The sequence below is a fragment of the Paenibacillus sp. FSL R5-0914 genome, assembly GCF_038004525.1.
Lineage (GTDB): Bacteria > Bacillota > Bacilli > Paenibacillales > Paenibacillaceae > Paenibacillus_AQ.
The window spans coordinates 672,764-692,382 of record NZ_JBBORH010000002.1; the positions used below are offsets into that span (position 1 = coordinate 672,764).

The following is a 19,619-nucleotide window of genomic DNA, read 5'->3' on the forward strand; positions in this document are numbered from 1 at the left end:
TATATATTTTAAATTCTACATACTTTCTACACATTTATAGACTAAACTACTCTAAATTAAGCGAGAAATTAAAATGGAGGGTTTAAGATGAAAAAAATCATACCCATAGTTGCTGTAACATTGCTTCTAAGTGCAGTGTTAGCTGGCTGTCAATCGGGCAATAATGCCCCATCTGGATCAGATAAGCAAGCTTCTATATCGTCAGTGGATCAACCATGGATCGCATCAAAAAACACAACTCGTATAAACACTTCTGACCCGACTGAGGCAGCAGTTATCGTTTCACAAACCCTATGGACTGCACAGACGAAGAACAACAGACCTTCAAGTGTAGTATTAACGGATGTAAGCAATTGGCAGATTGCCGCGGTTAGTGCGGATTTGATCCATCATCCGAATAATGGCCCTATTCTTTTTACAACTAAAGAGGGTGTCCCTGAGGCAACGTTAGCAGAGCTTAAGCGATTGAATCCTTTAGGCGCAGAAGGTAATAATGGTGTACAAGTAGTGCTCGTCGGACCCATGGCTTCCAATGTTGAAGAACAATTAAAGACAATGGATCTGAAAGTAGACCGTATTGAAGGGGACGAGCCGGCAGCTATAGCACAAGCCATTGATACTTATTATGCAAAAGCTTCTGGTGAACTTCCAAAGGCAGTCATTGTAGGTTCTATGGATAGTCCTGAGTACACACTGCCTGCAGTGAATTGGATCGCCCATATGCCAGAGCCGCTTCTCTATGTAACAAAAGATGAAATTCCAGATCCTACCGTTAATGCTTTGAAAGAGCGTGGAGGTTCGGCTACGATTTATATCTTAGGACCTGAAAAAGTTGTATCTACAGCAGTAGAAAAGCAATTACAGGAATTCGGCACAGTAACCCGTATAGCTGGAAAAGACATTTATGAGAATGCCATTGCTTTTGCTGCTTTTAAGGACGCCAGCAACAGTTTCGGTTGGGGCATAACGACACCTGGACATAACTTGTCTTTGTTGACTACCGATTCAACGATGCTGGCAATCGCCGCTGCACCTTTTTCGCATTTAGGGAAACATGCACCGCTTATCTTTACGGAAAAAGACGGGTTGCCAGATTCCGTGATGGAATATATGATGACCCTTCAACCTAAATTTCAAGATTCACCAGCAGAAGGCCCCTATAATCATGCTTGGTTAACTGGGGACATCAACGCAATAAAAGAAAGTGCCCAAAGCGAAATCGATGATATGCTGGAAATCTCACCGGCGGCAGGAGGCAATCCACATTCCGGTCACTAGGCCACGAAGAGGGTGAACAACTTGAATAAGCTTCAGGTACTGATCGTTGACGATGAATGGAACATGCGGAATTTAATTCGGATTTATTTAACAAGAGAAGGAATAACGACTAGAGAAGCGTCAACGGGGCATGAGGCACTCACTTTGCTGAAACAACAGAACTTTGATCTAATCCTGTTGGATGTGATGATGCCAGATATGGATGGCTGGCAGGTCTGTAAAGCCGTTAGAGAGGTAAGCTCTGTCCCCGTTCTAATGCTAACAGCTCGCTCGGAAACTAAGGACAAGGTTCGTGGTCTCGGCATAGGAGCGGATGATTATCTCACCAAACCGTTCGAGCCAGAGGAATTAGTGGCAAGAATTTATTCTTTGGTACGGCGTTCAATGCTTACATCGACCCAACAACATCTGAAAAAGGTTCTGAGCTACCCTGAGCTAGCGATTTACCCGGATGCTCGTGAGGTACATATTCTGGATACAGCAGTTGAGTTTACACTCAAGGAATTTGATCTGCTAACGGCCTTGGCACAAAATGCGCACCGTGTCTTTACGAGAGAAGAACTAGTGGAGCGTTTATGGGGCAATGATTATGAGGGTGAGAACCGTGTCATCGACACACATATTAAGAATATTCGCGAGAAATTACATAAGGCGGGTCTGTCTTATAATCCTGTTCAAACGGTATGGGGATTAGGCTATAAATTTGAGATCCCAGGTAATCATCTATGAAGAATAATATTATCGGACTGAAGCTCGGGTCAGTTATTATGTCTGTTTTTTTAGTTGTTTTGCTTATTCTTGGGATAACGATAGACCGAATGTTTACCAGTTTTTATTACAACGAGATGCAAAAAGAAACTGAGGAGCTAACCTCGCATTTTATCGGAATGGCTGAATCACCGGATAGTTCAAACGAGCAGATGATGAGTACTTTTGCAGAGTTTTCGGACGTGAGTATATTTAATATTTCAAAAGACGGTAGTGTCATTCTCCATTCGGGTGTTCATGACCGCGCAGATCGTTCATTCATAAATGCTTCGGATATTAGTCGGATATTTGCCGGAAAAAGTGTGAATTTTGAGTATACAGATCCAACTGGACACAGATATTTCATCACTGGAAAACCAATTTCAAAGGGTCAAACCATACAGTCTGCACTATATGTAATGTCCTCAACAGAGAACATGAAGCAATCCTTGGCTTCTATCCGTAATCTACTGTTGCTCGCAGGAATTGGGGCCTTTATATTGGCACTAGGGATCACTGGAATAATTAGTTTGTTGTTATCCAGGCCGCTGATCAAGATGCAGAAGGCGACTAGAAAAATTGCTGCCGGTGAATTGGAAACGAGACTTTCCATACGTAGTAACGATGAAATCGGTTTTTTGGCAGGAGCTATTAACGACCTTGCTATAGATCTGCAAAGATACAGGGATACGCGTCAGGAATTTTTAGCCAACATCTCTCATGAACTGCGGACACCCATCACCTATTTGAAAGGGTATACCAAGGTCGTAAAGGATGGACTTTATGAGACCGAAGGGGAACGAGATCTGTATTTGGATATTATTCACGAGGAAGCGCATCGGCTTGAGCATCTGGTAGAAGATTTATTTGAACTGGCAAAGATGGAAGAAGGCAAGATCTCACTTACACTGGACTGGATAGATCTTAAGCACATGGCAGAACAAGCGTTACGCAGAGTGGAATTGAAAGCCAAAGAAAAGGGACTTCAGCTGAAGATTATGTATCATGGAGTTTCGTATAGGGTTCGTGGAGATGAAAAGCGTATGGAACAGATTATGATGAATCTTCTGGAGAATGCGATCCGTTATACGGATGAAGGTGAGATTACCATCCATGTAGATGAGGATGTCGACGGAGATACCGTTTTATTTATTGTAGAGGATACCGGAATAGGTATTCCTGAGGAAGAACTACCCTATGTCTTTGAACGCTTCTACAGAGTTGAGAAATCACGATCCAGGCAATATGGTGGTACAGGTCTTGGACTATCCATTGTTAAAAAGCTTGTAGAATTACACGGCGGTAAGATTCGAATTACAAGTCAGCCTGGAGTTGGAACCCGATGCGAGGTACGGCTGCCTAGATTAACAAAATCCGAAAAGTAAGAGCCAAAAGAGACTTTGCGTATGTACGCGAAGTCTCTTTTTAATTGATGTCAGCTAACGCTATTTTGCTGGCTCAAGCTCTTCAAGTGCCCATTCGCAAAATTGTATAGAGCTCTCCATATCGAGCACTCGTTTCCGAATGAGTAAATAGCGTCCAAAAGTCGTTGCTTTTAATTCACGAGTCTCACCTCGTTCATCACGTAAGACTTCGTTAGCCTTCAGCAAGACCTTGTACCGTTCTAGCTCACTTTTACAAAATTCCGCTCGTTTTTGTAGAAGTTCTTTTGCCTCCTCGGGTTTGGAGAGCCATAGACTATACAGCTTAAAATGTAGCTCGTCCCGTAGAACTGGAGGCTCTGCTGGAGTCTCCACCCATCTCCGCAATTGCTCAAGTCCTGCTTCCGTAATGGAGTACTCCTTTTTATCCGGCTTATCCGACTGCTCAATGAGCTGATATGAAATATAACCTTGCTGCTCCATGCTCATTAGAAGAGGGTAGATTTGACTATGTCCTGCTCGCCATAACGGTTTGATATTCTGTGTTAATTCATATCCAGACAACGAATTAGCACTAAGTAAAGTAAGAAGTCCATAAGACAGTGTATTCATTACTCTGAAGCCCTCCAGTTATTATATATCCGTTATTATTGTGATTTTTAGGCATATGTCATCATTGACATATATTCAATATGATTATAACATTATTTAAGTTAAATTATATATGTAAAAGTAGACATATAATAAAGATAAGGAGGGGTAGCATGGACGTTAAACAAGAAAGTAAAATTCATTTTTGGCCTATAATGATTGCCATATTCTTCGGAAACTTCGTCTCTGTCTTAAGTACAACGACCATCAACATAGCTGTTCCTCTTTTAATGAATCATTTCCATTCGAACCTGAACACTATGCAATGGATGGTTACAGGTTTTATGTTAGCAACGGGAGTAACTGCACCACTTGCCGGATATCTGGGAGGCAGATTTAGCTATAAGCGACTGTATCTATTCGCTTTGATGGGATTCACCATGTTCTCCTTACTCTGTGCAGTAGCTTGGAATCCAACCTCTCTGATTGTATTTCGAATGCTTCAGGGCTCTTGCAGCGGGCTGATTATGGCCTGTACGATGACGATTATATTCCAAGTGATTCCAGCTGAACGCAGACCTTTCGCCGTGAGCCTATGGTCGCTATCCGCGATGGTAGCCCCAGCCATAGGTCCGACATTTAGCGGATGGTTACTTCAGTATGCTAGCTGGCACTGGTTATTTTTAATAAACATCCCCATTGGGATCATTGCTATTATTCTAACCGTAACGTTAATTCCATACTATCGAATGAATGTTCCGAAATCATTTGATATTCCTGGCTTCCTAACTGTTGTACTGGGCAGCTTATCTTTATTAACCGCATTTAGCCAAGGCAATAGCTGGGGATGGAGCTCATGGAAGACCCTATCCTTAATACTTGTGGGGATCGTACTTTTAGTTTTCTTCGTCTTGCACGAGCTGAAGGCGGAAGTACCACTGCTGAATCTGCGTGTCTTTCGAAATCGGCGCTTTACTGCCATGCTTAGTATCTATAGTTTGGTGACGATAGCAATGTATGCTGGAACTTATTTAACTCCATTGTTCTTACAAACGGTAGAAGGAGCAACAACACTTAAAACGGGGCTTATCTTATTGCCATCTTCGATTCTGCTGGCTTTACTTAGTCCTATCGTGGGTAAGATGTATCCAAAGTTTGGGCCTGTGAAGTTAATTTCTGCTGGTATTTTATTTATTTTCATCGGTTTATTCATGATGAGCCGGCTGCATACAAATGTTTCTTACAGCTTCATTATGTGGGCAATGGTTGTTCGGAATTTAGGTATTGGATTAGCTAACGTTCCGAGTAGCACAGCGTCTATGGAGGAAATTCCAGTCGAATGGTCAGGTCATGCCACATCGATCAACAACTGGGTTCGGAATGTGTTAAGCTCACTTGGGATTGCGGTGTTCACTTCTATTTTGTCCACAAGATCCTTACTACACTCTAAAGAATTGATCAGTTCAGGTGCAGGTAATGCAGATTCGATAAGATTATTATCGTTCACTATGGGTGTGAACGATGTATTCGTAGTCGGCTCTATCATCGTGTTGTTTGGATTACCACTTATGTTTTTATTGCGCAAGAAGCGTAGTGTGATTTCTGTTCAAAATGCGGGATAACCTTCGCATCACATTAGAAAAGCAGACCAAGGGCTTAGTCTTGATCTGCTTTTTTTATATGTTAAGTTAGTGCATCATGTCGCCCATTCCACCCATGCTGCCCACAATTTCCGGATTGATCATCCCGAATATCATCGCGATATGTGCTACAACCAAGAATCCACTGATGAGTATAAAATGAAGCTTCATTTTCTGTTCATCTGTTCGTTTACGAGCGATCAGACCAAGATCTAACAAAGCTAGCGGTAATAAGAAAAGCACTCCGCTCAAATAGAAGCCTACGGCTACCACGTCAACCCATGTGTGCCACTCACCATTCACTGACAAAGGGATGAATGCGGTAGGAAACAAGTAGAGGAATACCCCTGTGAAGTACAACCCCGCCAGAATGCTACAGAATTTGTTAAAGGTCCGTAAAGAGCCTTTTAGATTTTTGGTGAACAAAATAATAAACTCTGTAACGGTGATCGTCTCAGCAAAAATCACAGGGATCGCCATAAATAAAATCAAGTTCCAAGGCTGATTATCCGCTAGCAAAGACATATAATGGGTCATGTTCATAAAATACTCCTCCGATATATAAAAATAACTTTCGTACTGATCGTATTCGAGAAGTATGTGGAAAGTATGTAGAAACGAAGGTATTATAAATACATCCATTAATAACAATTGAGGGGAGCAAGACAGCAGTGGGAAGAGGACTACAAAGTATTTTATTTGATTTGGATGGTACATTAACGGACCCTAAAGAAGGCATAACAAAAAGCGTAGAATACGCATTGAACAAATTTGACATTCAGATCGAGCATTTGGATAAACTTCTTCCTTACATAGGCCCACCTCTTTATGATTCATTTATCGAGCTGCATCAGTTCTCAGAGGAACAAGCGCAACAAGCAGTTGCATTCTACCGTGAGCGTTACAGCACCGTTGGAATGCTTGAGAATATGGTGATTGAAGGTATACCGCAACTGCTGGAAGACCTCAAGAATAAAGGATTTTCATTGTATGTAGCTACCTCCAAGCCTACTGTTTTTGCAGAACAAATTCTTGAGCATTATAAACTAGATCATTATTTTGAGCATATCGGTGGTAGTAATCTAGATGGCACCCGTTCTAAAAAGAAAGATGTGATACAGTACGTACTCGATCAAAATGCTATTCTTCCGGAGGAAGCTGTGATGATTGGGGACCGAGAGCATGATATTATCGGTGCTATAGGTTGTGGAGTAGAATCTATTGGTGTGACGTTTGGTTACGGACCTAAAGAAGAACTGGAGAATGCTGGGGCAGATCATATCGCTTATCGAGTAGAAGAAATTGCGGATATCATCCAACATATATCATTAAGAGAGCGGTGTGCGAAATGATCCAACCTCGTAATTCAATCTTGGAGGGCAATACAGTCAAGCTGGTTCCAATAGATGACAGCCATGTAGAAGGGCTAGCGAGAGTATTAAGAAATCCAAACATCTGGGAATTTACTTGGCGAAAAATAACGTCGGACGAGCAGGTACAGGATTTAATCACAACCGCATTCGCAAATCAAAACAATGAATCGCAAATTCCCTTCGTCATCATTGAAAAAGCTACTGGACAAATCGTCGGTACCACTCGAATCATGCATCCGGATTTGGTTCATCGCAATGCTGAAATCGGATGTACGTGGATCTCACCTGAATATTGGAGAACGAGTGTGAACACCGAGGCTAAGTCATTACTGCTTCACTATTGTTTTGAAGAGCTAAAGCTGATTCGTGTAGAGTTTACAGTGGTGAAGACTAACTTGAGGTCACAAAGAGCGGTAGAACGATTAGGGGCTGTAAAAGAAGGGGTCCTACGCCAGCATAGAATTAGATCTGATGGTTCGATTCATGATAATGTTGTCTTTAGTATTTTGGATAAAGAATGGCCATCGGTAAAAGAGAATCTGCACTATTTATTAAATGAGAAGTACTCATAATTGTATAAAAGAAGCCAAGAGTCCCTCTCTTATGGAGAAGGACTCTTGCTCTATAGATCAGCCACTTGGCTGTTTATGGTTATTGTTTAGGACTTACAAGAATTTTCACTTGATTTTTTTCCTTCAAAAGCGCCTCAAACCCGTGTTCAATCACTTCGTTCAATTTGATTCTTTTAGTCACTAGTTTGTCTGCAGGGAAGTAACCTTGTTCCATGAGACTAATTACTGCTGGGAATACATCACGGTATCCGATGATACCAGTTAAATTACGTTCTTTAAGTACGATGTTGTTTGGAGTAATCGTAGCATCTTTTTCAAAAATACTAACGATCATGATTTGACCACTTAATTTAGTGGAATTGATAGCTTGTGTTAGAACGGGAGGGACACCTGTGACTTCAAAAGCAACATCCACGCCGCCATCGGTACGTTTTTGAATTTCTTCAACCACATCATATTGTTTAGGATCGATTACAATACCACCAAGTTCCTCAGCTTTGCTTTTACGTTCTTCTGAGAGTTCAACAACATAAATTTCAGCTGCACCGGAAGCTTTCAAAGCTTCAATCACAAGCAAACCGATAGGACCAGCGCCAAATACTACAGCCTTATCTCCGACCTTCAATTGACTGGAACGAACAGCATGCAGAGCAACTGCAGAAGGTTCTACTAGAGCGCCTTGCTCATAGGACAAGCTGTCAGGAATTTTGTGCACCATATGTTGGTCTGCTGCAACGTATTCTGAGAATCCACCGCCGCCTCCAGCCAAACCCAGGAAGCCCATTTTTTCACAAAGATTGTATTTGCCTTGTCGACAAGCTACACATTCACCACATGCAAAAACTGGTTCAACGACAACTCGATCACCAACATTAAACTTGCTAACGCCTTGACCTACTTCAACGATTTGTCCAGAGAATTCATGTCCCATTACGACTGGCGCTTTTTCACCAGTAAGGGGATGATCTGTACCTTGGGGAATGAAAATAGGACCGGCTACATATTCGTGAAGATCGCTGCCACAAATCCCGCACCATTCTATTTTGATTTTCACTTTTCCTTCAAGTGCTGCTGGTTCTTCAATCGTTTCTAACCGTAGATCTTTGACGTTATGCCATCTTAATGCTTGCATATCATTCATCTCCTAGATTAATTAATTGATAATAAATAGTGTTTTTCTCCTGGAAAAGAGGAAACGTTTCCGAGAACAAATATGTCACATAATTTTCATATTGTCAAATTTAAATACTAAAATATTAATATCGAAAATTAGTGAAAAATTTCACCTAAACTTAGCGATAGCAGGCATATATAGACTGTGTGATACTTGCTATAAGTGCTTTTATAAGTACATATATGTTATAATGAATACATTGGGAAAACGGCTTGAATGAGACGGATAGATTTAATAATAGCTATGATTACGGAAACGATTCCGAAAATGAGGGGACTATCAACTTGGCTAATAAAAACAAAGTAACCATAGAGGATGTAGCGAAACGAGCGGGAGTAGGTATTGCTACTGTTTCAAGAGCGATTAATAATTCGGAGGGAATTAGTTCCAAGACTAAGGCATTAGTACTGCAAGTGATTGAGGAGATGGGTTTTACACCTAATACCTCTGCACAAAGTCTGAAGATTCGCCAAACGAAGCAAATCGCTCTGGCCGTTCCCGACATTCGAAATGCCATTATTCCAGAAATCGCCTGGTCCGTGGAGCAAGCAGCTAAACAGGACGGCTATCGAGTCATTCAGATTAATACTTCCGGAAATCCGCGGACAGAGCTCGAAACGATTCGTGAGATCAAGAAATTACATGTTGATGGACTCATTATCATGCCTCTTGCTTATCCCAAGACTATGGTAGAGCTAATTAATAAATCGAGTGTTCCTGTCTCCATCATTAACTACGGGAAACGCATTACAGAGAATGTGAAAGCGGATGTCGTAAGCCTGTCACGTTTTGAGGGCCAGCTAATCATGGAACATCTAAGCAATATTGGCCGAACTAGAATTGCTTACGCAGGAGCTCAGAAGGATCTCATTGAAGATCGTTATCTTGCCTATCAGCAGGCGTTAAATCAAGTGGATATTTCTTTGGTTTATTTTGGAGAGGATTTCTCCTTGCAAACGGGGGTACAAGCTGCAGATTATTTCTATAGCCTGACCCATATGCCAGATGCAATATATGCTGTAAATGACATGGTTGCTATAGGGATTGTAAACCGATTTAAAGAGTTAGGCGTTCGTGTTCCTGAGGATGTGGCAGTGGTAGGGGTGGATAATAACGCATGGACAACCATTACAAGTCCGCAGATTAGTTCGGTCTCGATCATGGGCAATGAAGTCGCCCGATTGGCTACTCAGCTTCTGTTGCAACGCATTCAGGATAATATTACGGGCGACTACCAAAGAGTACAGCTTGATCCGCGTTTAATTGTGCGAGAGTCTAGTGTTTCGGTTAAGCGTAGTACGACAGGTTGAAAATCCTCTAAATCCTGTTAGACTTAATACTAAGTAAGTTGATGGGGGAATATGAAATGAGGAGATTATTATGGCTAATATATATAAAAGCGTAACAGATTTGATTGGTAATACACCGTTATTGGAAATTTCGAAATATAGTAAATCTCAGAACGTTGAAGCAAAAATCCTTGCCAAGTTAGAGTCTTTTAATCCTGGAGGTAGCGTCAAGGATCGTATAGGTTATGCGATGATCAAAGATGCTGAGGATAAAGGCTTAATTCACAAAGATTCTGTAATTATTGAGCCAACAAGTGGCAATACCGGCATTGGCCTTGCAATGGCTGCGACCAGCCTTGGGTACCCGTTGATTATCGTACTTCCGGATACGTTCAGTATTGAACGCCGTAAGGTGATGGCTGCACTTGGTGCTAAGCTTGTATTAACACCTGGAGCTGAAGGGATGAGCGGTGCTCTGAAAAAGGCGGAGGAATTGGCAGCGGAAATTCCACATGCATTCATTCCACAACAATTCAGCAACCCAGCTAACCCTGAAATTCACAGAACGACAACTGCAGAGGAAATTTGGCGGGATACTGATGGAAATGTAGATATTTTTATTGCGGGTGTTGGTTCTGGAGGCACCATATCAGGGGTTGGGGAAGCTTTGAAGGCTAAGAACCCTTCGGTACAGATCGTCGCTATCGAACCGTTTGATTCACCGGTATTATCTGGTGGCCGGCCTAGTGCGCATGGAATTCAGGGGATTGGTGCTAACTTCATTCCGGAGATTTACAATAAAGAGGTTGTTGATGAGATTTTTCAGGTGAAGAATAAAGACGCATTTAATGTAGCGCGTGAAATTGCCAAGACCGAGGGATTACTTGTAGGGATCTCGTCTGGCGCCGCGGTATATACAGCTACAGAAATTGCTAAACGTCCAGAAAATAAAGGGAAGACGATTGTAGTGATTTTGCCGGATACTGGTGAACGTTATTTAACAACTACTCTGTTTGATTTTAACGAATAGATTGGTTTGACCTAAGATAATACAGAAGAAGTGGCTAGAATTAACGAATTGAATCAAACCCATCGGATGGGTGCAGATCCAGAGTATTTTAATTTCTAGCACTGAGGTTAATACAAACAAGGAGGCTCAGCGGAATGCTGAGTCTTTTTGTGTATTTAGTAATTAAAGAGTGATCAAATCAATTCAGCCCCTTATTTTACCAATGGCTATGGTACAATATAGCATAAATCGTAGTAGTTCTAAAAAAGGAGTATGAAACGTGTGAATGTGTTCAAAAAAGTTAGAAATAATTATGTGATTTGGCATGCAAATCGTATTCAGTTACTGGATTTTCCTTCAAGTCCTGTCGTTAGAAAGAAAGTGGTTTTTTCGGGTAGAGTTCAAAACGTAGGATTCCGCTTGGAAATATATACGATTGCTGAAAGAATGAAGTTAAAGGGTAGGGTGAAAAATTTAAACGACGGAAGTGTAGAGGTAGAAGTACAAGGAGAAGAGCAGCAAATCTCTTTTTTAGTTCATTGCATGCAATCATTGAAACGGGCATCTGTAAAGAAAGTAACTATGAGTGATCTGCCTATTCATGAGAGTGAGAAAGATTTCACGATAGTAAAATAAGTACATATGGATTAGTAGAATTAAGAAGTGGATTGTTTTTTTGGATTAGGAAGATAGAGGGAAAAATATGAATAGATTAATTAATTGGGACTAAAGTTTCACAGTTCATTCTTCGCTGTGTAATACACAGAATAGAATAAAATGGAACTATTGCTTAAGCCATGCGTAACCGATAAATAAAAGAGATTATGATAGCGCAGGAGGTACATATGAACTACAGAATTTTCAGGAAAATGCTTCTTACCACACTTGCCACCCTGATGTTAAGTGTTTTGCTTCTTCCGGTTTTAACTTCAGCTAAGACAGCTGTACCTAAGCATACTGGGTCATTTTATGTGAATGATTTTGCGAATGTGATCGACGAGAAAGCTGAGAATTACATGGTGAACTATGGAATTCGATTACATCAGGATACGGGTGCTCAAGTCGTAGTGGTGACAGTCGATTCTACAAATGGAGTTTCGATGGAAGAGTATGCAACCTCGCTATTCAATAGCTGGGGCGTAGGCTCTGCGGATAAGAATAACGGGCTTTTGCTACTGCTTTCTATAAAAGATGATGACTACTGGGCGGTACAAGGTAAGGGTATTGAGGACACGTTGCCTAACAGTAAGATTAAAGATATTCTCTCTCAATATCTTGAGCCGGATTTTGCAGCTAAAACTTATAGTAACGGTGCACGTAAAACTTATGGCGCTTTTATTCAAGCCATGGGTGGGACCTGGGTGGAGAATGTCGGCACCAAAAACTATGTATCCGATAATGCCGGTGTACTCAAAAAAGTAACAAAGGACTATTTGAACGAATCTAGCAACAGATATAAAACTACAACTGGCAGCGGAATTTATGTGGTTACTGTAAAGAACGCAGGAGATAAAACGCTTCAGGATTATACCTACATGAAGTTTGCCTCCGTTGCTGCTGGCCCTAAGGATGTTATGCTCGTGCTAGACATAGGTGGAGACAACTATCATGTTCTGCAAGGGAAGGACATCGACAAGGTTCTAACTAATGATGCAATCAGCAATATTTTGGATACTGTACTTGAGCCCCAATTTGTGAAAAAAGATTACGGAACGGGAGCTACGGCAACTTCTAATGCTTTGTACAGCTTCTTATTGGCTAGAGCGGATCAATCCGTTGGAGCGACGGGAAATAGTGGAGGCACTACAGCCGCCAATTCTTCCTCAACAACCACTTCAGCAAAGGAGACTAGTGTTAGTGTAGGCAAAGGCCTTCTAATTTACTTATTGATATTTGCTCCGCTCATACTGTTCGGATATGGTCTTTCACGACGCAATAAATATATTGAAATGTATGGCTTGCCATTTAATCCGTATAGCCCAAGAAATATTCGTCGGTATGGGAATTGGTACGGTCAAGCGGATTACGGTTATGGTAGACGTTGGCACAGACGTTATAATAATCACCATCATAATCACCACCATCATCATAGAAACACACCATCCAATAACTCACAGTCAAGCTTCTGGGGAAACAGTGGTGGAGGCGGATCTACTAGAGGTGGCGGAGCAGGACGATATTCCTCAAGCAACGAGAATCGTGGGGGCGGAGGCTCGAGTAGTGGCGGAGGTGCAGGTAGACATTCTTCTAGCTCTTCCAGCTCTTCCAGCAGCAGCTACTCTAACAATGATAGTGGCTCCGGTGGAGGAGGTTATTCCGGCGGTGGTGGCTCATCAGGTGGTGGGGGTAGCGCCAGCAGTGGTGGCGGAGCGGGTAGACACTAAAAAGGTTGAAGATGAGCAGGTTTCCGGGTTATCCGAAACCTGCTTGTTTTGTTTTAGAAGGTTACTTATTTGTTTTAGGTTGTTACTTAATAGTAACTTTTCATAAAATTTATCGTCTATGATAAAGTTAGACATTTATTTTCAAATTCCGTAATAGTCAGGGAGGAAAAAAGAAGTGAGCACTTCATCATTACCTCAACGTTCCACCGTACGCAAAAAGAAGCCAACAAAAAAACGTAAGAAACGGAGCTTTTTCCGAACACTATCCAAAGTATTTTTATTCTGCTTAATTTTGTTGATTGCTGGGGGCGGCTGGTTTTACTTTGCACCTTCGGCTAAAAATCTGCGCTATTCAATCGCTGATACACTGATTACAACACAGCACCGCTACATGGCTAAATATATTATTGGCGAGGACGGATTAAAGGACAGAGTGACTGAATATAGCGCCCAATTTGAAGAGATGGGGGTCGAAAAGGACACACATACCATCACTCCTGAACCAGAAGTAAAAGAGAAACCACTGGTCGAGATAGAAAATGTATCAGGTACTGGATATTCCGGATATGTCATGATCGTTAATGATCCTACTAAAGTTCGTTTGGGAATTCCGGATAAAGTAGGGTCAGGTGAGAAAGTAACTAGTATGGTGAAGCGCACAGGTGCTATCGCTGGAGTTAACGGTGGTGGATTCGCTGACCCCAACTGGAAAGGTAACGGATTTAAACCTATCGGTATTGTGATCTCACAAGGTAAGTTATATTACAACGGTCTCGGTGGCAAGAAATCCACGCAAATCGTAGGTCTTGATAAACAAGGGAAGATGGTTGCTGGAAATTATTCTTTAGACGAGATTAGTAAAATGGGTGTTCAGGAGGCAGTGACTTTTAGCCCTCGTTTAATCGTCAATGGAAAAGGATTGATTAAGAACGCGGCTGAAGGTTGGGGAATTGCACCAAGAACAGCGATGGGCCAGCGAGCTGACGGAGCGATTATATTTGTTATTATTGATGGAAGACAACCTACTTATAGTATTGGGGCAAATCTATACGATGTGCAGCAAATCCTTCTTAAGCATGGAGCAGTGATTGCTGCCAATTTGGATGGAGGTTCTTCTACTGTGCTGGTAAAAGACAACGAGATTATGAACAAGCCATCCTCTCAATATGGGGAACGATATTTACCTACGGCTTTTCTTGTGTTTGAGCACCCTGAGCAAGTCGATATGCCGAATATTTGGCAGGGACTTGACCCCTCCAAAATTGATGCTGCTAAGAAGCGTACACGCTAAAGCACTCTTAATACGTAAATAAGATAAGGATTATCTTGGATTGCCATATGAAAATATGCTACGATATCACCTAGCATGAAACAGAATACTGAACTAACAGGTCTGGAACAGGGGGAATAGGAGTGACGTTGCAACAACTCCGCTACGCTATCGAAATTGCAAATAGTGGCTCCATGAATGAGGCGGCAAAGAAGCTCTTTGTTTCTCAACCGAGCCTGTCCAATGCCATTAAAGAATTAGAAAGTGAACTGGGGATTACGATTTTTGAGCGGACCAACCGTGGAATCAGTATTTCCGTCGAGGGAATGGAATTCCTGGGTTATGCCCGCCAAATTATTGAACAGACGGAGCTTATGGAGAATCGTTATACGGGGAAAAAGCGTAGTCCGATCTATTTTTCCATCTCTACGCAGCACTACGCCTTTGTGGTTGACGCCTTTGTAAATCTCATGAAGCACAATGATGTCTCAGAATACAACTTTAGCTTGAGAGAGACGCAAACCTACGAGATTATCGAAGATGTACGTACCTTGCGCAGTGATTTAGGAATTCTTTATATTAACGAGAGTAACTATAAGCATATGAATAAACTGTTTAGTGATGGCAATCTGAAATTCACACCACTTTTTAATACCGATCCGCATCTTTATGTTCGAACCGGACACCCGCTGGCTCATAAGGACGTCATTACACAGGATGATATTGTGCCGTTCCCTTATATCACTTTTGAACAGGGTGAGAACAATTCACTGCACTTCTCAGAGGAAATGTTAAGCTTTTCACAAATTGAGAAGAATATTAAGGTGAATGACCGAGCGACACTGACCAATTTATTAATGGGTACGGATTGCTATACGGTAGGCACAGGAATTCTGGCGTCTGATCTAAATGGTGATGGACTGAAGACGATTCCTTTTGAGAGCAATGAAGTATTTACGGTTGGCTGGATAGCGCATAAAGATCGCAGACCGAGTGTAATGGCATCTAAGTATATCGAGATTTTGAATGACCTGGTTTCAGGAAGTTATTTTGATCTAAATCATTTTTTACTATAGCAGTAGGAGGATCGGTATGATTAGACCCGTAATTGGCACCCAGAGAAATGCTCCACCCTTTCGCTACGATATCGTTGGCAGCTTCTTACGAACGGATGAGATAAAAACAGCCCGCCTCCAATATGACAATGGTGAAATCACGGGCAGTCAGCTTCATGAAATTGAGAATATTGAAATCGCCAAACTACTAGAACTGCAAAAAGAAGTGGGTTTATTGGCGGTCACAGACGGGGAATTTCGCCGTTCCTGGTGGCATCTCGATTTCTTTGTAGGGATTAAAGGAACTGAGAAAATTAACTTAAATCAAGGAAGAGCGGAAGCGGCTCAGCGCGCGGAATCTTTTCGAATCGTGGACCGGATTGCCTTTGAAGATCAACCAATGATCGACCAATTTATCGCTTTGAAACAAATGGCCGGAGACCGAATTCCGAAAATGACGATCCCTTCACCCGCTTTATTTCACTTTGTGGAGGATTTTAACGGGAATGAAGTTTACCCGGATCAAGAAACCCTATTCCAAGATATTATTGCTGTTTACCGAACTGCAATCCAAGCGTTCTATGATGCAGGCTGCCGTTACCTCCAATTAGACGATACAACTTGGGGAACTCTGTGTAGTGGTAGACATCGGGCGCATTTACGAAGCAGAGGTACAGATCCAGATCAATTGGCTAGGGATTACGTTAGGCTGATTAACGAGAGCATTGCCAGTCGTCCAGATGATATGACGATTGCGCTTCACGTATGCCGAGGTAATTTCCGCTCCACATGGTTCGCAGCTGGTGGTTATGAGCCTGTGGCCGGAGAGCTTTTTTCGAATAGTAAAGTGGATGCTTTTTTCTTGGAGTATGATAACGAGCGGGCGGGCGATTTTGAGCCCTTACGTTTTATTAAAGATCAATTTGTGGTATTGGGACTAGTAACTACGAAACATGGTGGTCTTGAGAGCAAAGAGCAGCTCAAAGCGCGTATTGAAGAAGCGGCACAATATGTTGATATTGAGAAGCTTTGCTTAAGTACTCAATGTGGATTTGCTTCAACCGAGGAAGGAAATATCCTAACCGAAGAAGAGCAGTGGGATAAAATACGTCTCGTAATTGAAACAGCCCAAGAGGTTTGGGTATAAATAAAATAAGTTTTTAGAAGGCTCCTGTTTGATTCAGGGGCCTTTTTTATGCGTGTATTGTGACAGCTTAGAGGATTAACCTACCAGCGCACTTTACTAGAGCTATTAATCAAGGGTATAATAAGTAACAATTGTTTTTAATTCATGTTGAAAGAGAGCGGGAACAATATGGGTCGTAAGTGGAATAATATTAAGGAAAAGAAAGCCTCCAAAGACGCCAACACAAGTCGCGTCTATGCAAAGTTTGGTGTTGAGATTTATGTAGCAGCCAAGAAAGGTGAACCCGATCCAGAAGCAAACCGGGCCTTGAAGGTTGTATTAGAACGTGCAAAAACTTACAATGTACCAAAAGCCATTATTGACCGCGCAATGGATAAAGCCAAAGGCAGCGGTGATGAGAATTATGAAGAGCTTCGTTACGAAGGATTTGGACCTAACGGTTCGATGATCATCGTCGATGCACTTACGAATAACGTTAACCGTACAGCGCCTTTGATCCGTTCTACATTCAGTAAGAATGGCGGGAATATGGGTGTCAGCGGATCTGTAGCCTACATGTTTGACTCAACGGCTGTTATCGGTGTAGAAGGTAAAACTGCCGATGAAGTGATTGAGATGATGTTCGATGCAGAACTAGATGTACGTGATGTACTGGAAGAGGATGAAGCGGTTATCGTGTATGCTGAACCTGATCAGTTCCATGCCGTACAAGAAGTGTTCAGGAATGCAGGAATCACTGAATTTACGGTTGCTGAGCTGAACATGCTTCCACAGAACTATGTAACACTTCCTGAAGATGCACAAGCTCAATTCGAAAAATTGATTGATGCCTTAGAAGATTTAGAAGATGTTCAACAAGTGTATCATAACGTAGATTCTGAGGACTAAGAATAACATATAACAAGGCGATGGAGTTCGCCACAACCGTCTCTTCAGACTAATGACTCCTACCAGAGTGAGCTTCACTGGTAGGAGTCTGTTTTGTTGCCAGAGACTAATTTATATTGACTTTGGGAGTTGCTGTTATGAATCAATGGTCTGCACGATGGCATGAATTCGTGAAGAAAAGAAGTCATTTTGCACTTTGGAGTACATTTATCAAATGGATTGTACTCGGAAGTGTGGTTGGACTCTTATCGGGAACTGCCTCGGCTTTCTTTCTGAAAAGCTTAGACTATGTAACAGATGTACGTTTAGAGCATCCATGGCTACTTTATTTGCTGCCTCTTGGGGGAGTATTTGTTAGTTTCTTATATATACGTTACGGAAAAAACAGCGCTAAAGGAAATAACCTTATTATAGAACAAATTCAGGATGGTACAGAGACCATTCCATTACGCATGGCACCCTTAGTATTGTTAGGAACACTGGTCACTCACTTGTTTGGTGGATCTGCCGGACGGGAGGGAACAGCTGTACAAATGGGAGGAAGCCTCGCGGAGTGGTTTGGGAAATTAATCAAAATCAGCCCGTTAGATCGCAAAATACTATTAATGTGCGGGATTAGCGGAGGCTTTGGTTCTATTTTCGGAACACCGCTGGCTGGAACCTTATTTGGTCTAGAGGTAGTAACCATTGGACTTATTAGCCAACAGGCATTACTTCCATGTTTTGTCGCTAGCTTTGTTGGTGATCTGGTCACCACTCGATTGTGGGGCGTTCATCATACTCACTATGTAGTGAATGAATTTCCAGCCTTAAGTTTAATGATTATTCTAAAAGTGGTATTGGCCTCTGTAATTTTTGGTCTCGTGAGTATGCTTTTCAGTGAACTGACTCATTTTCTAAAAAGAACCTTCACCGCCATGATAAGCAATCCAATGATAAAAGGTGCAGTGGGTGGATTGATTATCATTGCCTTAGTATTCCTTGTAGGGTCCCGTGATTACTTAGGCCTCGGAATTCCATTAATCAAGGATTCTTTTGAGGGAAATGTCTCGCCGTTCGATTTTTTATGGAAGCTGATCTTTACCGCCTTTACCTTAGGAACAGGATTTCAGGGTGGTGAGGTTACTCCGCTATTTGCAATTGGAGCCACATTAGGCAATGCTTTGGCTGGAATTTTACATGTATATGGACCGTTTCTGGCTGCTCTCGGATTCATTGCTGTCTTCTGTGGTGCTACCAGTACGCCTATCGCTTGCTTTTTAATGGGGATTGAGCTATTTGGTTCAGAGGGTGCTGTATACATGTTCATCGCTTGTGTGGTGAGTTATTTATTCTCCGGACATAGTAGTATTTATACTTCACAGCTTATTGGTGTATCGAAGAGCCAGTTCATTTCAATTCCTCAAGGGACTAGGATCGGTACGGTCAAACGCGCCCGCAAAAAATAACAGCACCTCTCGGATGGTGGTTGACAAGTGCGGGTACACGATTTAAAATGTAGCCAAACGAAGGGATGGTTTAACATGATTCATGTAGAAACTGTAAAGTTATATACCAGAGGCTGCTCCGAACAAACGGATACAAACGATGAAACGTTGTCCGGAGCTTAATCAAAAGCGTAATGCTTTTATATCATCGAATGATAACGAATCCGATTTAGCGTGAAATATCATGCTTATTTGGTTATGCTATCTTTCGATGTTAATGATTAAGAGGCTGTAGACAATTTTCGTCTACAGCCTTTTGTGTTATATTGCTCAGTTTCTACACTGACATTTATATGTTTGTGCCGTTCATTCGTGCACTGACAAGCAGAAGGC

Annotated in this window: 18 protein-coding genes and 1 riboswitch; of the genes, 15 read left to right on the forward strand and 3 right to left on the reverse strand. The window is 41.9% G+C overall.

Annotated elements, in window-relative coordinates; all coding sequences use genetic code 11:
* The first annotated feature begins 87 nt into the window (after positions 1–87).
* Genes MKX60_RS19300 through MKX60_RS19310 form a run of 3 tightly spaced genes read left to right on the forward strand, consistent with a single transcriptional unit; the run spans position 88 to position 3,410 of the window.
* Positions 88–1,278 (forward strand): cell wall-binding repeat-containing protein, encoded by a 1,191-nt coding sequence (locus tag MKX60_RS19300; protein ID WP_341060692.1) that lies wholly within the window; start codon positions 88–90, stop codon positions 1,276–1,278.
* A 21-nt stretch (positions 1,279–1,299) separates the two neighbouring features.
* Positions 1,300–2,007 carry a response regulator transcription factor gene (locus MKX60_RS19305; RefSeq protein ID WP_179085832.1) on the forward strand — a complete coding sequence of 236 codons (708 nt, stop codon included), beginning with the start codon at positions 1,300–1,302 and terminating at the stop codon, positions 2,005–2,007.
* Positions 2,004–3,410, forward strand: coding sequence for a sensor histidine kinase (locus tag MKX60_RS19310; RefSeq protein WP_341060693.1), 1,407 nt, complete (start codon positions 2,004–2,006; stop codon positions 3,408–3,410). The genes MKX60_RS19305 and MKX60_RS19310 overlap by 4 nt, the downstream gene beginning before the upstream one ends.
* Positions 3,411–3,470: 60 nt before the next feature.
* On the opposite strand, the gene MKX60_RS19315 is transcribed toward MKX60_RS19310, so the two are convergent.
* Positions 3,471–4,019, reverse strand: coding sequence for a PadR family transcriptional regulator (locus MKX60_RS19315; protein WP_076298957.1), 549 nt, complete (start codon positions 4,017–4,019; stop codon positions 3,471–3,473).
* Between the two features lie 152 nt (positions 4,020–4,171).
* Between MKX60_RS19315 and MKX60_RS19320 the strand changes: the two genes are divergently transcribed.
* On the forward strand, positions 4,172–5,620 hold the full coding sequence (locus tag MKX60_RS19320; protein WP_341060694.1) for an MDR family MFS transporter: 1,449 nt from the start codon (positions 4,172–4,174) through the stop codon (positions 5,618–5,620).
* Between the two features lie 66 nt (positions 5,621–5,686).
* Here the strand turns inward: MKX60_RS19320 and MKX60_RS19325 are convergent, their stop codons facing one another.
* Positions 5,687–6,181, reverse strand: coding sequence for a DUF6803 family protein (locus MKX60_RS19325; RefSeq protein ID WP_076298958.1), 495 nt, complete (start codon positions 6,179–6,181; stop codon positions 5,687–5,689).
* 128 nt (positions 6,182–6,309) lie between these two features.
* On the opposite strand from MKX60_RS19325, the gene MKX60_RS19330 reads away from it, so the two are divergent.
* Both MKX60_RS19330 and MKX60_RS19335 read left to right on the forward strand, forming a co-directional pair.
* Complete coding sequence (locus tag MKX60_RS19330; protein WP_076298959.1) at positions 6,310–6,990, forward strand: HAD family hydrolase; 681 nt, start codon at positions 6,310–6,312, stop codon at positions 6,988–6,990.
* Positions 6,987–7,583, forward strand: a complete 597-nt coding sequence (locus MKX60_RS19335; RefSeq protein ID WP_076298960.1) for a GNAT family N-acetyltransferase — start codon at positions 6,987–6,989, stop codon at positions 7,581–7,583. The genes MKX60_RS19330 and MKX60_RS19335 overlap by 4 nt, the downstream gene beginning before the upstream one ends.
* A gap of 79 nt (positions 7,584–7,662) precedes the next feature.
* On the opposite strand, the gene MKX60_RS19340 is transcribed toward MKX60_RS19335, so the two are convergent.
* Positions 7,663–8,715, reverse strand: a complete 1,053-nt coding sequence (locus tag MKX60_RS19340; protein ID WP_042187954.1) for a 2,3-butanediol dehydrogenase — start codon at positions 8,713–8,715, stop codon at positions 7,663–7,665.
* A gap of 326 nt (positions 8,716–9,041) precedes the next feature.
* Here MKX60_RS19340 and MKX60_RS19345 point away from each other — a divergent pair, with 326 nt between their 5' ends.
* From MKX60_RS19345 to MKX60_RS19385, 9 genes are all read left to right on the forward strand, one after another.
* Positions 9,042–10,067 (forward strand): LacI family DNA-binding transcriptional regulator, encoded by a 1,026-nt coding sequence (locus MKX60_RS19345; protein WP_341060695.1) that lies wholly within the window; start codon positions 9,042–9,044, stop codon positions 10,065–10,067.
* 70 nt (positions 10,068–10,137) lie between these two features.
* A complete protein-coding gene (gene cysK, locus MKX60_RS19350; RefSeq protein WP_339803634.1) occupies positions 10,138–11,076 on the forward strand; it encodes a cysteine synthase A in 939 nt (312 codons plus the stop codon).
* A 252-nt stretch (positions 11,077–11,328) separates the two neighbouring features.
* A complete protein-coding gene (locus MKX60_RS19355) occupies positions 11,329–11,691 on the forward strand; it encodes an acylphosphatase (RefSeq protein WP_341060696.1) in 363 nt (120 codons plus the stop codon).
* A gap of 209 nt (positions 11,692–11,900) precedes the next feature.
* Complete coding sequence (locus tag MKX60_RS19360) at positions 11,901–13,439, forward strand: TPM domain-containing protein (protein ID WP_076298964.1); 1,539 nt, start codon at positions 11,901–11,903, stop codon at positions 13,437–13,439.
* Positions 13,440–13,614: 175 nt separating this feature from the next.
* Entirely contained in the window at positions 13,615–14,730 is a 1,116-nt protein-coding gene (locus MKX60_RS19365) for a phosphodiester glycosidase family protein (RefSeq protein WP_341060697.1), read from the forward strand.
* Positions 14,731–14,852: 122 nt separating this feature from the next.
* Positions 14,853–15,785 (forward strand): LysR family transcriptional regulator, encoded by a 933-nt coding sequence (locus MKX60_RS19370; protein WP_042187960.1) that lies wholly within the window; start codon positions 14,853–14,855, stop codon positions 15,783–15,785.
* Positions 15,786–15,801: 16 nt separating this feature from the next.
* Positions 15,802–16,911: a 5-methyltetrahydropteroyltriglutamate--homocysteine S-methyltransferase gene (locus MKX60_RS19375; protein WP_341060698.1), complete on the forward strand. Its 1,110-nt coding sequence runs from the start codon at positions 15,802–15,804 to the stop codon at positions 16,909–16,911.
* 168 nt (positions 16,912–17,079) lie between these two features.
* A complete protein-coding gene (locus MKX60_RS19380) occupies positions 17,080–17,799 on the forward strand; it encodes a YebC/PmpR family DNA-binding transcriptional regulator (RefSeq protein WP_042187963.1) in 720 nt (239 codons plus the stop codon).
* Between the two features lie 7 nt (positions 17,800–17,806).
* Positions 17,807–17,868, forward strand: a riboswitch (Fluoride riboswitch).
* Positions 17,869–17,936: 68 nt separating this feature from the next.
* Complete coding sequence (locus MKX60_RS19385) at positions 17,937–19,247, forward strand: voltage-gated chloride channel family protein (RefSeq protein WP_341060699.1); 1,311 nt, start codon at positions 17,937–17,939, stop codon at positions 19,245–19,247.
* Positions 19,248–19,619: the final 372 nt, after the last annotated feature.

Coding starts and splice junctions, on each gene's coding strand:
- MKX60_RS19315 (WP_076298957.1), bottom strand. CDS start 4,019: ATGAATACACTGTCTTATGGACTTCTTACTTTACTTAGTGCTAATTCG.
- MKX60_RS19320 (WP_341060694.1), top strand. CDS start 4,172: ATGGACGTTAAACAAGAAAGTAAAATTCATTTTTGGCCTATAATGATT.
- MKX60_RS19385 (WP_341060699.1), top strand. CDS start 17,937: ATGAATCAATGGTCTGCACGATGGCATGAATTCGTGAAGAAAAGAAGT.
- MKX60_RS19325 (WP_076298958.1), bottom strand. CDS start 6,181: ATGAACATGACCCATTATATGTCTTTGCTAGCGGATAATCAGCCTTGG.
- MKX60_RS19310 (WP_341060693.1), top strand. CDS start 2,004: ATGAAGAATAATATTATCGGACTGAAGCTCGGGTCAGTTATTATGTCT.
- MKX60_RS19360 (WP_076298964.1), top strand. CDS start 11,901: ATGAACTACAGAATTTTCAGGAAAATGCTTCTTACCACACTTGCCACC.
- MKX60_RS19375 (WP_341060698.1), top strand. CDS start 15,802: ATGATTAGACCCGTAATTGGCACCCAGAGAAATGCTCCACCCTTTCGC.
- MKX60_RS19335 (WP_076298960.1), top strand. CDS start 6,987: ATGATCCAACCTCGTAATTCAATCTTGGAGGGCAATACAGTCAAGCTG.
- cysK (WP_339803634.1), top strand. CDS start 10,138: ATGGCTAATATATATAAAAGCGTAACAGATTTGATTGGTAATACACCG.
- MKX60_RS19380 (WP_042187963.1), top strand. CDS start 17,080: ATGGGTCGTAAGTGGAATAATATTAAGGAAAAGAAAGCCTCCAAAGAC.
- MKX60_RS19340 (WP_042187954.1), bottom strand. CDS start 8,715: ATGCAAGCATTAAGATGGCATAACGTCAAAGATCTACGGTTAGAAACG.
- MKX60_RS19300 (WP_341060692.1), top strand. CDS start 88: ATGAAAAAAATCATACCCATAGTTGCTGTAACATTGCTTCTAAGTGCA.
- MKX60_RS19355 (WP_341060696.1), top strand. CDS start 11,329: ATGAAACGTGTGAATGTGTTCAAAAAAGTTAGAAATAATTATGTGATT.